Origin of the sequence: Amycolatopsis coloradensis (assembly GCF_001953865.1) — a bacterium.
GTDB classification, from domain to species: Bacteria; Actinomycetota; Actinomycetes; order Mycobacteriales; family Pseudonocardiaceae; genus Amycolatopsis; species Amycolatopsis coloradensis.
Map to the genome: position 1 here is coordinate 669,784 of NZ_MQUQ01000003.1, position 14,230 is coordinate 684,013.

At 68.8% G+C, this 14,230-nt stretch carries 14 protein-coding genes; 9 read left to right on the forward strand and 5 right to left on the reverse strand.

The window, feature by feature from the left end; all coding sequences use genetic code 11:
* Nucleotides 1-36 precede the first annotated feature (36 nt).
* On the reverse strand, nucleotides 37-1,572 hold the full coding sequence (locus BS329_RS06840; protein WP_143252914.1) for a dynamin family protein: 1,536 nt from the start codon (nucleotides 1,570-1,572) through the stop codon (nucleotides 37-39).
* A 195-nt stretch (nucleotides 1,573-1,767) separates the two neighbouring features.
* Here BS329_RS06840 and BS329_RS06845 point away from each other — a divergent pair, with 195 nt between their 5' ends.
* From BS329_RS06845 to BS329_RS06855, 3 genes are all read left to right on the forward strand, one after another.
* The gene (locus tag BS329_RS06845) at nucleotides 1,768-2,976 is read left to right on the forward strand and encodes a sensor histidine kinase (RefSeq protein ID WP_425266352.1); all 1,209 of its coding nucleotides are present in this window, start codon (nucleotides 1,768-1,770) and stop codon (nucleotides 2,974-2,976) included.
* Nucleotides 2,973-3,629, forward strand: a complete 657-nt coding sequence (locus BS329_RS06850; RefSeq protein WP_037307422.1) for a response regulator — start codon at nucleotides 2,973-2,975, stop codon at nucleotides 3,627-3,629. The genes BS329_RS06845 and BS329_RS06850 overlap by 4 nt, the downstream gene beginning before the upstream one ends.
* Nucleotides 3,630-3,739: 110 nt before the next feature.
* Nucleotides 3,740-4,153 (forward strand): VOC family protein, encoded by a 414-nt coding sequence (locus BS329_RS06855; protein ID WP_076156660.1) that lies wholly within the window; start codon nucleotides 3,740-3,742, stop codon nucleotides 4,151-4,153.
* Between the two features lies 1 nt (nucleotide 4,154).
* Here BS329_RS06855 and BS329_RS06860 read toward each other — a convergent pair whose 3' ends face one another.
* A complete protein-coding gene (locus BS329_RS06860; RefSeq protein WP_076156662.1) occupies nucleotides 4,155-5,072 on the reverse strand; it encodes an SDR family NAD(P)-dependent oxidoreductase in 918 nt (305 codons plus the stop codon).
* Nucleotides 5,073-5,651 (reverse strand): TetR/AcrR family transcriptional regulator, encoded by a 579-nt coding sequence (locus tag BS329_RS06865; RefSeq protein ID WP_076156665.1) that lies wholly within the window; start codon nucleotides 5,649-5,651, stop codon nucleotides 5,073-5,075.
* A 190-nt stretch (nucleotides 5,652-5,841) separates the two neighbouring features.
* Here BS329_RS06865 and BS329_RS06870 point away from each other — a divergent pair, with 190 nt between their 5' ends.
* The 6 genes from BS329_RS06870 (at nucleotide 5,842) to trmB (ending at nucleotide 10,974) form a co-directional block, all read left to right on the forward strand.
* Nucleotides 5,842-6,780 (forward strand): ABC transporter ATP-binding protein, encoded by a 939-nt coding sequence (locus BS329_RS06870; protein ID WP_076156667.1) that lies wholly within the window; start codon nucleotides 5,842-5,844, stop codon nucleotides 6,778-6,780.
* Between the two features lie 30 nt (nucleotides 6,781-6,810).
* On the forward strand, nucleotides 6,811-7,542 hold the full coding sequence (locus tag BS329_RS06875) for an ABC transporter permease (RefSeq protein ID WP_076156670.1): 732 nt from the start codon (nucleotides 6,811-6,813) through the stop codon (nucleotides 7,540-7,542).
* Nucleotides 7,543-7,695: 153 nt separating this feature from the next.
* Nucleotides 7,696-8,616 (forward strand): ABC transporter ATP-binding protein, encoded by a 921-nt coding sequence (locus BS329_RS06880; protein ID WP_076156673.1) that lies wholly within the window; start codon nucleotides 7,696-7,698, stop codon nucleotides 8,614-8,616.
* Nucleotides 8,613-9,365, forward strand: a complete 753-nt coding sequence (locus BS329_RS06885; RefSeq protein WP_076156675.1) for a hypothetical protein — start codon at nucleotides 8,613-8,615, stop codon at nucleotides 9,363-9,365. Before BS329_RS06880 ends, BS329_RS06885 begins: the two co-directional genes overlap by 4 nt.
* 196 nt (nucleotides 9,366-9,561) lie before the next feature.
* Nucleotides 9,562-10,077, forward strand: coding sequence for a hypothetical protein (locus tag BS329_RS06890; RefSeq protein ID WP_076156978.1), 516 nt, complete (start codon nucleotides 9,562-9,564; stop codon nucleotides 10,075-10,077).
* Between the two features lie 213 nt (nucleotides 10,078-10,290).
* A complete protein-coding gene (gene trmB / locus BS329_RS06895; RefSeq protein ID WP_244197053.1) occupies nucleotides 10,291-10,974 on the forward strand; it encodes a tRNA (guanosine(46)-N7)-methyltransferase TrmB in 684 nt (227 codons plus the stop codon).
* Nucleotides 10,975-11,138: 164 nt separating this feature from the next.
* On the opposite strand, the gene BS329_RS06900 is transcribed toward trmB, so the two are convergent.
* Both BS329_RS06900 and BS329_RS06905 read right to left on the reverse strand, forming a co-directional pair.
* Nucleotides 11,139-13,385 (reverse strand): FtsX-like permease family protein, encoded by a 2,247-nt coding sequence (locus BS329_RS06900; RefSeq protein WP_076156678.1) that lies wholly within the window; start codon nucleotides 13,383-13,385, stop codon nucleotides 11,139-11,141.
* Nucleotides 13,385-14,080 (reverse strand): ABC transporter ATP-binding protein, encoded by a 696-nt coding sequence (locus BS329_RS06905; protein ID WP_076156681.1) that lies wholly within the window; start codon nucleotides 14,078-14,080, stop codon nucleotides 13,385-13,387. Before BS329_RS06905 ends, BS329_RS06900 begins: the two co-directional genes overlap by 1 nt.
* Between the last annotated feature and the right edge of the window lie 150 nt (nucleotides 14,081-14,230).

The window sequence follows — 14,230 nt, forward strand, 5'->3', positions numbered from 1 at the left end:
AGCGCTCGGTTTATCAATCCCGGGTCGCGAGGGGGGTCAGGCGAGGGGGTCGCGGATTTGCTGCCAGATGAGGAAGTACGCCCGGTGCACGACGTGCGCGACGCGACTCTGGGCGGGCGTCGCGCCGAAGGAGGCGAAGGAGCGCCACCAGCCGGCGCGTTCCAGGGCGTGCGCGGCGAGGTCGGCGCGAGGAGCGCCCGGCTTGCCGAGCTGGGCGCCGATGTCGGCGTTGCTCCCGACCCGCAGGACCTCCTCGGACAGGTCCTCGGGCATGTCCACCGCGCCGGACGCGACCAGCGTGAGCGCTTCGAGCAGCCGGAGCTGATGCGCTTCGGGCTTGGCGAGCAGGACCTCGATCGCGTCGTGGACGCGCTGCCGTTCGGCCTGGTCGCCCGACGCGTGGGCCAGCGCGGTGACCGAAGCCAGCGCGGCGGCCGCCTTGATGCCGTCGGCGCGGGCGGCGAAGACGATGCTCAGCCGCTGGCGGACGGCTTCGAGTCCGGAGGCGTCGAGCAGCTTCCGCCGCAGCGAACCCGCGGTGATCTCCGGCTCCGCGCGGATCGCTTCGACGGCGTACCGGACGCCGAACAGGTCCAGTTTCTCCAGCAGCCGCAGCCTGGTCCCGGCCGCGACGTCGCAGTCCCAGCCGGTGAAGATGTCCGCCGAGATCAGCATGGTCTCGAGGATGTCGTCGTCCATCCCGGCCAGTTGACGCAGCGCCTCGGCGTCGCCTGAGGTGAACCCGCCGGACTCCGCCGACTCCGCGATCAGCCCGATCACCGGCAGCACGTCCGCGACGCGGGGCTTCAGCGTCGACGCCTGCTTCTCCGACAACAGCGTCGCGGCCTTCCACACGTCGCCGCCCGAGCCTTCGACCGATTCCGGCGCGATGGTGTCGGCCTTGTTGAGCACCGCGATCGCGTTGACCGGACCGGCCTCGCGGCTCGCGGTCGCGGCGGTGAACGCGGCCAGCGCCTGCTGGTCGTCGGCGCGCACGCCCTGTGTGACCACGTAGAGCACGGCCTCGGCGCCCGCGACGGCGTTGCGCGAGGTGTCGTCCAGCTCGTCGGAGCCCTCTTCGTTCTCTTCTTCGTCATCTTCGGGCTTGCGGTGCTTCGCCGCGCCCAGCAGCTGCTCGGTCCGCGACACCGACGCGGCGTCGAGCGACCCGAGACCCGGGGTGTCGATGACGGTCATGCCCTGCAAGACCGCGTTGGTGAGGTATGCCTCGATATGCGAGACCTTGTCGATGTCGATGCCGAGCTCGGCCGGGATCATCCCGTCGGCGGCGAAGGGCAGCACCTGTTTGCGGCCGTCGTTGAAGACGATCTCGACGCGGTCGACCGTGCCGTACTGGAACCGGGTCACCAGCCGGGTGCACTCACCGACGTCGGTCGGCGCGACCCGGCGCCCGATCAGGGCGTTGACCAGCGTGGACTTCCCCGATTTGATGCGGCCGGCGACGGCGACCTGGAGCGGACCGCCCAGTCGGCGCAGCACCTCGGCGAAGCCGGCCGCGGTCCGCGCGGACACCTGCGGCTGCAAGCGGTGGCAGAGGTTCGCCACCGACATCGACAGCGGGCCGGCCAGACGCCCCTGCTCCGTCGCTGACGTCACGACACCCGCCCCCTCCCAGTCGCCGAGTTTGCCGACTCGAATCGTGCCATGCCGCTCATCCTCGGGTCGCACCGAAGGTGGTACCGGCGACCGACGCGCGAACGGCCGGGGCCGACATAGTGTTACCAGGTGCGACGGTTAAGCCTCTGGATGCGTGCCCACCCCATGGCCGGGGACAGTTTCATCGCCGTCGTCCTGCTGATGACCGACATGCTGTTCTACGTGGCCGCGGTCGAGACGCCGGAGATCCCGATGAGCCCGTGGTACGTGGTGGTACCGCTGGACATCGCCATGGTCGCCCCGCTGGTCTTCCGGCGGAAGGCGACGCTGTGGTCGGCGTACCTGGTGATGGCGATCAGCATCCCGCACGGCGCGCTGGAGCTGGGCGCGGCCAGCGCGTTCGGGGTGATGATCAGCATCTACTCGGTGCTGGTGTACGTCGGGCGCAAACAGGGGCTGCTGTACCTGCTGGCGACCCTCGTCACGTCGGCGGTCCAGCTGTGGGTCGACCCGCCCGAGGACTTCTGGGTACTGGTGATCATCGGTGTCTTCTCCACCGCACTGTGCTGGACGCTCGGCGAGTTCGCCGGCGCGAGGCGCGCCTATCACGAGGAGGTGGAAGCCAGGTTGCATCTACTGGAAACGGAACGGGACCAGGCGACCAGGATCGCCGTCGGCGAAGAACGCGGCCGGATCGCCCGTGAGCTGCACGACGTGGTCGCGCACGCGGTGAGCGTGATGGTCGTGCAGGCCGACGGCGCGTCCTACGCGGTCGACGGGAATCCCGAGATGGCGAAACGGGCTTTGCAGACGATTTCGGAGACCGGCCGCGGCGCGCTCGCCGAACTGAGACGGCTGTTGGACGTGCTCCGCAGTGACGGTGACGACGAGCCGCGCGTGCCGCAGCCGGACGCCAGCGCGCTGACCGACCTCGCGGACCGGATCCGGCAGGCCGGGGTGCCGGTGACGCTGGCGATCGGCGCGGACGCGCTGGCCGGGCTGCCCGCGGGTGTCTCGCTCGGCGTGTACCGGATCGTCCAGGAGTCGCTGACGAACACGCTGAAACACGCCGGGCAGGGTGCGCAGGCGGAGGTGCTGGTGCGCCGGGAGAAGGACGTGATCGACGTGCGGGTCACCGACGACGGCGCGGGCCGCGCGAAACAGCTGGTGCCCGCCGCCACGAAGACGGCGTCACACGCCGCGCCGTCCGGACCGCGGAAACTCACGGTCCCCGGCGGGAACGGATTGATCGGAATGAGGGAGCGGGCGAACGTCTTCGGCGGCACGCTGGAGGTCGGACCCGCTCCCGGTGGAGGGTGGCAGGTGCACGCGAGGCTCCCGGTTAGGTTGGCGACGTGATCCGAGTGGTGGTCGTCGACGACCAGGAATTGATGCGCGTGGGGTTCCGGATGGTGTTGGGCGCGCAGGCCGACATCGACGTCGTCGGTGAGGCCGGTGACGGCGCCCAGGCCATCCGCCTCGCGGAGGAACTGCGGCCGGACGTCGTGCTGATGGACGTCCGGATGCCGGTGCTGGACGGGGTCGAGGCGACGAAGCGGATCGTCGAAGCCGGGACGGCACGGGTGCTCGTCATGACGACGTTCGACCTGGACGAGTACGTCTACTCGGCGCTGCAAGGCGGGGCGAGCGGGTTCCTGTTGAAGGACACGCAGCCGGATCACCTGGTGTCGGCGCTGCGGGCGGTCGCTTCGGGCGACGCCGTGGTCTCGCCGTCGGTGACCCGGCGCCTGCTCGACCGATTCGTCGGCGGTGGCGGGAAGCCGATGCGGGACGCGGCGGAACTCGACGTCCTCACCGAACGGGAGCGCGAGGTGCTCGTCCTGATCGCGAAGGGCCTCTCGAACCTGGAGATCGCCGAGACGCTGTTCCTGTCCGAGGCGACGGTGAAGACGCACGTCGGGCGGATCCTGTCCAAGCTGGACCTGCGTGACCGGGTGCAGGCGGTGGTGCTCGCCTACGAGACCGGGCTGGCCAGGCCTGGAGTCTCCTGAGGCTCAATCGCCGCAAGTAGCCGACTACTTGCGGAGGTTAAAAGTGGTCATTCGGTGAGCACTTTGCGGTGGATCCTTGTCTCCAGAGCCCCTTACCGGAGGAGACGGAAATGCTGCGAGGACTCACCACCACCACGTTCTACGCCGACGACCTGGCCGCGGCGATCGACTGGTACGCCGACCTCTTCGGGATCGAGCCGTACTTCGTCCGCGACGGTCACGACGAGAAGCCCGCCTACGCCGAGTTCCGGATCGGCGACTACCAGCACGAGTTCGGCCTGGTCCGGGGCGACTACCGGCCGACGCCGGCCCAGCCCGGTCCCGGCGGGGCCATCGCGAACTGGGCCGTCGACAACGTCGAGGAAGTCTTCGCGAAGCTGCTGGAGAAGGGCGCGAAGGAATACGAGCCGATCACCACGCGCGGCCCCGGTTTCGTGACCGCGGCGGTGGTCGACCCGTTCGGCAACGTCCTCGGCGTCATGGTCAACCAGCACTACCTGGACGTGCTGGCAGGCAGGAAGTAGTTCAGCGGAACGGCGACGGATCGGCCGCAGCCACCTCCGGGTCCTTGCCCGCGTCCCTGACTTCGGACATCCACTTGCCGAAGTCGGGGCGTGAGCCGTCGACGTCGGTCAGGCCGTATTCGTTCATCAACGTCCACGAGGCCAGCGTCTTGCCCGCGAACCGCGAGACCTCCGGATCGGTCGCCAGTTTCGCGACGCCCCGCCCGAGCAGTGCCGGGGTCTCCGAGATGGCGAAGTCGACAGGCGCGGTCTTGCCCACCGCGTCCCGCCAGGTGTCCTCGGTGACCTCGAACAGTTCCAGCATCGACTCCGACCGCAGGAAGCCCGGCGTCACGGTCATGCCGACACAGTCGTACTTCTTCAGTTCCGCGCCGAGCGCCCTGCCGATCGCGCGGATGCCGGACTTCGCCAGGAAGTACGGGATCCCCGCGCCGACGTATTCGTCGTGATCCCCGTCGGTGACCTCGATGACGAGGCCGCCCTCCCGCCGCACGACCAGCGGGAGAAGCCGGTGCAACGCGATCAGGTGCGTGTCGATCGCGTTGTGCACCAGCGTGAGCGCGTTGTCGAGGCTGGAATCCCAGTACGCCCGTTCGAAGTCCGCGAACGGGTCACCGCCCCAGACGTCGTCGACGAGGAGGTCGATCCGGCCGTCCACTTCGGACTCGATCCGCGCCCTCAGTGAGTCCACATCGGACACTTGGGTGAAGTCGGTGCGGACGGGGATTCCCCGGCCGCCCGCCGCGTCGACGAGTTCCGCCGTGTCCTCGATCGTCTCCGGCCGTTTCATCGGCGACTGGTGATCCCGCGTCGTACGCCCGGTGACGAACACCGTCCAGCCGATCCCGCCCAGCTCCACCGCGATCGCGCGACCACATCCCCGCGTCGCCCCCGCGACCACGGCTACCTTCTGTTCCATTCAGGACTCCCCTTTCCACGCGGTCAGCACCGCGTCCACGTCTTGCCCCACACGGTCGACGTACCGGCCCTTCGGCCGGATCGACCAGTCCAGCGAGGCCCCGTTCGCCACCCCCAGCAGCACCCGCGCCGCGCGGACGACACCCGGCGCACCCGGCAGGTCACGCGCCGCGAGCCGCACCAGCCGTCGCAGTTCCGCTTCCACGGCGGTGAAATGCTCGCCGAGCAGGGCGCGGAGTTCCGGATCCCCGATGTCCACCCCCAACTGCCCGAGGTGGTTCGCCGCGGTTTCCGCCGAACCCATGCCCTCGTAGATCACGACGACCGCCGCCCGCAGTCCCTCCACGGAATCGGCAAGCTCACCGCAGTCCCGCATCCGCCCTACGACCGACTGCGTGTTCAGCTTGCTCAACGCCCGTAAGAGACCGGTTTTGGAGCCGAACCGCTGGGCGACCGTGCCGACCGCGACCCCGGCCTCCGCCGCCACCTGGGCCAGCGTGAAACCCGGGCCGACCAGGCCGATGACGGTTTCCGCCGCCTTCAGCAGTCGTTCGTCGGTGATGGTGCGAGGTCTCGCCATGCGATTATTGAACCATGGTTCATTAACCATGGTGATTCAGGGTCACACTCAGGGGTGTCACCGATCGCGTACGCCGTCGGAAGACGGCAAGCTACGCCTCAGGTCGGGTACCAGGTTGGCACCTCAGGATGACGCGCTCGGCCACCCACATGGACGACGATTGCTCTCGCAGTCGCCGAGGGGAGCAGACATGATCGAGGCAGCGGGCCTCACCAAGCGGTACGGCAAGACACTGGCGGTGAACAACCTGTCCTTCTCCGTCGCGGGAGGAAAGGTCACCGGATTCCTCGGCCCCAACGGTGCGGGCAAGTCGACGACCATGCGGATGATCCTCGGCCTCGACAACCCGACCTCGGGCCAGGTGCGCATCGGGGGCAAGCTCTACCGTGAACTGAAAGATCCCTTGCGGACGGTCGGCGCGCTGCTGGACGCCAAGTGGGTGCACCCCAACCGGTCGGCGCGAGCGCATCTGCTCTGGATGGCGAGGTCCAACAAGATCCCGGCCGCCAGGGTCGAAGAGGTGCTCGAAACCGTCGGGCTCACCAGCGTCGCCGGAAAACGCGCCGGTGGTTTCTCCCTCGGCATGTCGCAGCGACTGGGGATCGCGGCGGCCCTGCTCGGCGACCCGGAGGTCCTCCTCTTCGACGAGCCGGTCAACGGCCTCGACCCCGAGGGCATCCTCTGGATCCGGAAGTTCATGCACCGGCTCGCCGACGAGGGCCGCACGGTGTTCGTTTCCTCGCACCTGCTTTCGGAGATGGCGCTCACCGCGAGCCACCTGATCGTGATCGGCAAGGGACAGCTGATCTCCCAGTCCTCCACCGAAGACTTCGTGGCACGGGCCGCCGAGAACACGGTCAAGGTCCGGTCGCCGCAACTGCCCGCGCTGCGCGCCGCCCTGACGCAAGCGAGCGCACAGGTCTCCGACGTCGACAAGTCGCTCGTCGTGTCCGGTATGGACAGCGACAAGATCGGCGAGATCGCCGCGGCGAACCAAATCGTGCTGCACGAGCTGAGCCCGCAGACCGGCTCCCTGGAGCAGGCCTTCATGCAGATCACCGGCGATTCGGTCGAGTACCACACCGGTCTCGAAGCCGAAGCCGCCGAAGTGGTCGCCGCCGCCCAGTAGCCACTCGACTCCTTTGAGGAAAGAAAAGTCATGACTCTGCTCGCTGTGGAACGCATCAAGCTGTTCACCACACGCTCGCCCTGGTGGTGCGCGCTGGCCGCCCTCGCGGTCGTGATCGGTTTCGCCGCCATCATCTCCGGCGCCGCACCCACCGGTGAACTCACCGACGTCAGCCTGACCCAGTTCGGCTACGGCTTCGGCATGGCCGTGATCATGGTGCTCGCCGCGCTCTCGGTGACCACCGAATACCGCTTCAGCACCATCCGGACCACCTTCCAGGCCGTGCCGAACCGCACCGCGGCGCTGCTGGCCAAGACCGGCGTGGTCGCGATCCTGTCGCTCGTGATCGGCGAGATCGCCGCGTTCGGCGCCTGGGGCCTCGCCTCGGCCATGCGGCCGGAAGACCTCGCACTGGACACCGCCGCGGAGTGGACCAGCGTCGCCGGGGTGGGCGTGGTGTTCGCACTCGCCTCGGTGATCGCGATCGCCGTCGGCATCCTGATCCGGCACAGCGCCGGCGCCATCTCGCTCGTGCTGATCTACGCCCTCGCGGTGGAGAACCTGATCCAGCTCATCCCGAAGATCGGCAAGGACATCTACGACTGGATGCCGTTCCACGTCGCCGACAGGTTCCTCACCGGTTCGGGCCCCACCGCGGCGGAAGCCCCGTTGAGCCAGGCCGGATCGCTGGCCTACTTCGCCGGCTTCGCGCTGGTGCTGCTGGTCATCTCGCTGGTCGTCGCCAACAAGCGCGACGCGTAAGAACTTCCACAGGGGAGGAAGCCGGACGCTCGGCTCGGGGGAGTGAAGCGTCGGCTACGGGGAGAAAAAAGGGGAACAAGGACCGGGCCGCCTAATCGGGGGGCAGCCCGGTCCTTTCCCGCGTAATGTCGTCATCCACCGGAGGGAGGGCCGATGATCGAGGCCACCGAACTCACGAAACGCTACGGCGAAAAGACCGCCGTCGAAGACCTTTCCTTCACCGCCGAAACAGGGCGCGTGACGGGGTTCCTCGGACCGAACGGGGCGGGGAAGTCCACCACGATGCGGATGATCCTCGGCCTCGACAACCCCACGTCGGGCTCGGTGACCATCGACGGCAAGGCCTACCGCGAACTGCATGATCCACTTCGGACGGTCGGCGCGATGCTCGACGCCACCTGGCGCCATCCCGGCCGCTCGGCCCGCGAGCACCTGCGGTGGGTGGCCGCGACCAACGGCCTGCCGGACAACCGCGTCGACGAGGTGCTCCGGCTGGTCGGCCTGGAATCGGTCGCCCGCAAACGGGCCGGGCAGTTCTCGCTCGGCATGTCGCAACGGCTCGGGATCGCGACGGCGTTGCTCGGCGACCCCCGGGTGCTGCTCTTCGACGAACCGGTGAACGGACTCGATCCCGAGGGCATCGTGTGGATCCGGCAGCTGATGCACGCGCTCGCCGCCGAGGGCCGCTCCGTGTTCGTGTCCAGCCACCTGCTGCCGGAGATGGCGCAGACCGCGCAGGACCTCGTCGTGATCGGCCGGGGCAAGCTGATCTACCAGGGCACGATGGAGGACTTCGTCGGCCGCGCGAAGAGCCTCGGCGTGCGGGTCCGCAGCCCGCACCTGCCCGAACTGCGGACGGCGCTGACCGAGAAGGGCACCGAATTCCGCGAGGAGGACGGCGCGCTCATCGTGTCCGAAATGGACAGCGACGACATCGGCGAGCTCGCCTTCGCCGCGGGCGCGACCCTCCACGAACTGAAGCCGCTCACCGGCTCGCTCGAAAACGCGTACATGCAACTCACCGCCGAAGCCGTCGAGTACGGCGCCGGCCAGGTCCCGGAGGTCGCCCGATGACCACGGCGAACATGCTCCGCGCGGAGCGGATCAAGCTGCTGAGCACGCGCGCGCCCTGGTGGTGCGCGGGCATCGCGATCGTGGTCGCGCTCGCCTACACCGCGTTGTTCTTCGGTTTCGTTCCGCTGGAGGGACAGACCGGCGTCGACTCGACCCAGATCGCCGGTGCGCTCGCCCGCACCGTGGTGCTCATCCTCGCCATTCTCGCGGCGGCGACGGAGTTCAACTGGGGCACGATGAAACTCACCTTCCAGGCGGTGCCGTCCCGGGTGCCCGCCCTGCTGGCGAAGGGCGCCGTCGTCGGGGTGTTCTCGGGCCTGATCGGACTGCTGGTGGGCTTCGGCTCGTGGGCTGTCGCGTATCTGATCAAACCGGCCTCCGACCTGGGGCTGGTCTCCGGCTCCGACTGGCGCGCGGTGGCGGGCCAGGGGCTGACCTTCCTGCTGACCGGGCTCCTCGGCGTGGGACTCGGCCTGCTGTTCCGCAATCCCGCGCTGGCCCTCGGCTTCGCGTTGGTCTGGACGCAGTTGATCGAGGGCCTCGTCCTGCTGATTCCGCGCGTCGGCGACGACATCTACCAGTGGATGCCGTTCTTCGCGGCAAATCAGTTTTCCGGATCGGACCTGACGGTTTCGATGATGAAACTCGAACCCCCGTTGGGCCCCTGGGGCTATTTGGCTTATTTCGCAGGCATCTGCGTGATTGTCTATGCGGCCGGGCTGATGATCACCCATCGACGGGACGCGTGAGCTTTTACCGCCTCCGAAGGAGTTAAGTCCACGTTAAGAGCCTGTGGCTTCTCTCACAGGAAGCGGACATACTGTTCCTGACCGGACGATGCTCGGTACGAGCCTATTTTTCGGCTCTCGGCCCCGGAGGTGATCCTTGACGGTGGATTCCGGTCAGGGAGTGGAACGCGCGATCCCGCAAGCCCGCACGGAAAGTATGCAGCCCCGGCTCGAGCCCATGCTCGACCTCGAATGGTCACAGGCGATCGAACTGCCCCGCACGGTGGCGTCCGCGACCCGGCCATCCGATATCCGCCGCGCGTGGGTGCATCGCGCGCCCGAAGACCTCGTTGTCGCGCTGTACCGCGCGTCCAGTGGAATGCACGGCGAAATCCCCGCGCCGTGGTGGCTTCGCGGCGTCGTGGACGGCAGGCTCGAATCGCGGGAACTCGGTTTCCGCATCGAAGATCGCATCGCGGGCCTGCTCGGCAGACGTCCCGGCTGGGAATTCGTCCCGTGGGCCGCGGACGGGGAATCCGGCTACTGGGAGTTCATGCCTTCCGAACGCGGAGCGTCCGGGCATTCGATCCCGACCACGGTGCTGAACACAAGCCGCCACGACGGCTGGATCGACGTTCTCCCCGCGCATTCCAGCACGACGCCGCCGCCGATCGCGGTCGCCGGATTCGCCGGCCTGCGGTCACGGCTGGGGGAGTTCGAAGCGGTCCGGTAAGGACGACAGGCGGAGCGGAGGCGTACCGCGGAAATCAACCGCGGACGGAACTGCCCGGCCGAAACCCCGCTATCACGGCGGCAGGGCGCCTGTCGGCCTACGTGACACGGCTTACCAACGAAGCGCCCTCTCGGCGTGATCGTGGACGCGGGTTCGCCGATGCGCACAGCCCCCACGTTTAATGGGTGGGTGGAAAACGAGGACCAGCCACGGATGCGCAGCGTGGTCAGCTATGTCAACCGCGGCGGCCGGATGACCGTCGGGCAGCAGCGAGCGTGGGACGAGCTCTGGCCGTCGCTCGGCCGCACGGTCGGCGAACTGCCCGAAGGCACGGTGGATTTCGGCGATTGGTTCGGCAGGCAGGCCCCGGTCATGGTGGAGATCGGGTCGGGGATGGGCGAGACCACGTCCCAGCTCGCGGCCGCCGCGCCGGAACTCAACTACGTCGCGGTCGAAGTCTACGAACCGGGGCTGGGCCAGCTGATGCTGCGCGCGGAGAAGCTCGGAGTGAAGAACCTGCGGCTGATGCACGGTGACGCCGTCGTTCTGCTGACTTCGCACGTCGAGCCGGGCTCGCTGTCCGGGGTCCGGCTGTTCTTCCCGGACCCGTGGCCGAAGAAGCGGCATCACAAGCGGCGGATCGTGCAGCCGGAGTTCGTCTCGCTGGTGGCCTCGCGGCTCGTGCCGGGCGGGACCTTCCACCTGGCGACCGACTGGGAGAACTACGCGGAGCAGATGATGGAGGTCTGCTCGGCCGAGCCCCTCCTGCGCAACCGCCACGCCGGCGAGCCCGGGGGCTGGGCACCGCGCCCGGCGTGGCGTCCGGTCACCAAGTTCGAGAACCGCGCCGACGTCGAAGGCCGGATTTCGCACGACCTGATTTTCGAGCGGGTCTGAAACGGGTGAAAGGGCCGGTCAGGACGTCCCCACGTCCTGACCGGCCCTTTCGTCACTTCCCCGCACCTCGGGACGCCCCCTGCGCGTCCCCGGTGCGTGCGACCAGCGACTCCACCCACGAGACCCGCCCGCCCTGATGGCATGACGCCATTCGGGCGAATCTTCTACTCGTCGGCGAGCGGCTCCGACTGCACCCGCTTGAGCGCCGGGGTCGAGACGGAGGCCCCGAGCAACGCCACCCCGATTCCCAGCACCACGGGCGCCAGCAGCCACGGGCTCAGCACGACCGGGTCCTTCTCGATCATGCTGTAGAGCCCGACGCCGACTCCGATCCCGACCACCCCCGCGCCGATGGTGGCCACCATCGCGGGCAGGGCCGCCTCCATCCGCAGCGCCCTCGCCAGCACCCGGACCGGGGTCCCGGCCGCGATGAGTGCCCCGAAGGTGCGACGGCGGTCCATCACCGAACCGGCGGTCGCCACGGCCGCGCTGCACCCGGCGAGCACTCCGGCGGCGATCAGGCCGATCACGGTGACCCGGCGCAGGTCGGCGAGTTCCTGCTGCTGGCCGACCAGGTGCAGGCCACGGCTGCCGATCTCCTGGCCCGGTGCCGCCCCGACCAGCGCGGTCCGCACGACCTCGCCGTTCTCCGAGGTCGTCGGCACGACCACGTCGAGCTTCTCCGGCTTGACGTCCGACGGCAGCAGGGCCGGGTCGATGACGATCGTGCCGTAGGTGTCCTCATCGGACTCGGGGAACGTGTGCGCCGGGACGTTCCCGAGCTGAGTACCGGCCTTGTCGTAGTCCGTCGTCACGCGGTACGACGCCGGGTCGATCTTGGTGCTGCTGTAGATCGCCGGACCAGGCTGGCAGGAGCCGCCGATGTTCACCCGAAGCAGCTTCGTGGCGTCTTCGCAGGTCATCACGAAGGCCCGGTTCAGCGTCTGGGAGCGGGTCCCCACCTCGCCGGTGGTCAGGTAGACCTGGCCGACCGCGACGGCCTTGTCGGCGATCCCGTTACGGGCGAGGGAGGCGTTGGTGTCCTCCACGATCTGCCGCGAGTGGGTCGCGTCGGCCTCGGCGTAGAGGACGTTGTCCCTGAAAGTCCGCCCGCCGCCCGCCATCGACTCGAACGAGGGCAGCAGGGTGAGCGCCATCGAGCCGGTGAACACCGCGAGCACGACACCCGCCGTGGCCCGGTAGGCGCTCTTCGGGTCGTCACGCAGCCTGCGCCCGGCCAGCAGCGACGCCGGTTTGCGCCAGACGCGGACGAACGTGCCGCCCACCGCCGAGGTGACCCACGGTCCGATGATCGCGGCCGACGCGACCAGCAGGAACAGGCCGAACATCACCATCGGCAAGCTGGCGTCGTCCTGGCTGACCGCGAACAGGAAGAAGGCACCGGACACGGGGACCGCGAGCAGACGCCACCAGTGCAGTGGCTTGCGAGCGTGCGCCGAGGCCGCGAACAGCGGCGTCTTCAGCACGCGGCGGATGCCGAGGACCCCGGCGAACACGACCAGCAGCGGGATCGCCACGGCGACCGCGATGGTCGAGCCGAGCGAAAGGCTGAAGTCCGACGCGAGCCACGTTCCGCCCGCCCAGGGAACGAACGTCGAGAGGCCTTGTAACGCCGGTGCCACGACGATGCCGAGCAGGGCGCCGACGACCGCGGACAACGCGGTCTCGGCGGCGACGATCTTCGTCACCTGCGCCGGGGTCGCGCCCGCCAGCCGCAGCGCCGCCATCCGCAGCTCACGCCGGGTGGCGGTGAGCCGGGCAGAAGACGCGACGAGCACCAGGCTCGGCACGAGCAGGACGATGACGCCGACCCAAGCGAGCAGTTCGAGCATCGGGTCAGGCTTCGCCTGCTTGGCGGGGAAGCCGTCCGCGGCGAGCGCCGACTGCGGCATCGACTCCGGGGTGTGGCCGACGACGGCGACCAACTGCTCCGGATACATCAGCGAGTCCGGGCCGAGCGAGTCGACGAGTTTGCCGAACCGGTCCCCGAGCTGGGCCTGCGGCGTCGACTGGATCAGTTTCCCGAGTTCGGGCGAAACGATCGACTCGCCGGGGGCCGGCAGCTTCGGGATGCCCGGCGGAAGGCTGAGCATCGGCGCGGTGCCGGTCTTGGCGATGTCGACGCGGATGATCTCGCGGTCACCCGAGTAGTCCTTGTTCGCCGCCATCAGCAACGGCGCCGGACGCCGGGCCTGCCCGGAATCGGAGTTGTAGCTGTAGATGTCCTGCCAGATCGCCCGCTGGGAGCGGGCCTGCGTGGCACCCGGGAGGGAGGCCAGCAGGAGCACCAGACTGGTCGCGACGGCGACCCCGACCGCGGTGAGGATGGCCGATGTGCGGGTCCGGCGGTCGACCCGGAGCACCCGCATGGCCAGCTGGAAGCTGTTCATTACGCGGCCAACCTCGTCGCGATCAGGCCGTCGCGGATGGAGACGGTGCGCGGCATGGCTTCGGCGAGTTCAAGGTCGTGGGTCACCACGATCACCGCGGCGCCGCTTTCGGCGGCGGCCGCGAGCAGCGCGTCCATGGTGGCGCGGCCGGTGCGGGTGTCGAGCGCGCCGGTCGGCTCGTCGGCGAAGATCACCTTTGGCCGGTGCGTCAGCGCCCGTGCGATCGCGACGCGCTGCGCCTCACCGCCGGAAAGCTCACCGGGGCGGCGCTTCTCCTTGCCCTCGAGGCCGAGCTTCGCCAGCCATTCGCGGCCCGCTTCGATGGATTCCTTGCGGCCCTTGCCACTCAGCAGCGACGGCAACGCGACGTTCTCCTCGGCGCTCAATTCGGCGACGAGCATCCCGGACTGGAACACGAAGCCGAACTCGGTGCGCCGCAGTTCGCTGCGCTTGCGCTCGTTGAGCTGGTCGACACGCTGTCCGGCGAGGAAGATCTCCCCGGAGTCGGCGCGGAGGATCCCGGCGAGTACGTGCAGCAGGGAGGTCTTGCCGGAGCCGGAGGGCCCGACGATGGCGACCGCGTCACCCGCCTGGATGTCGATGTCGATCCCGGCCAGCGCGTACTGCGTGCCGTACCGCTTCACCAGCCCACGCCCGGCGAGTACCGGCTGCCCTGTCCACTGTGGATCTACCACCGTGATTCTCCCTAGTCAGTCACTTGTGTTCCGCTTCGGGGAAGAGCTTCGCGGTGAACCACCTGTGTCCACTTCGGGCAGACGGCCAGTGCTGATCACCCGCGCATCGGCCGATCGGCCGAGGAGGGTCGGGCCGGTCGGCCAAGGTGC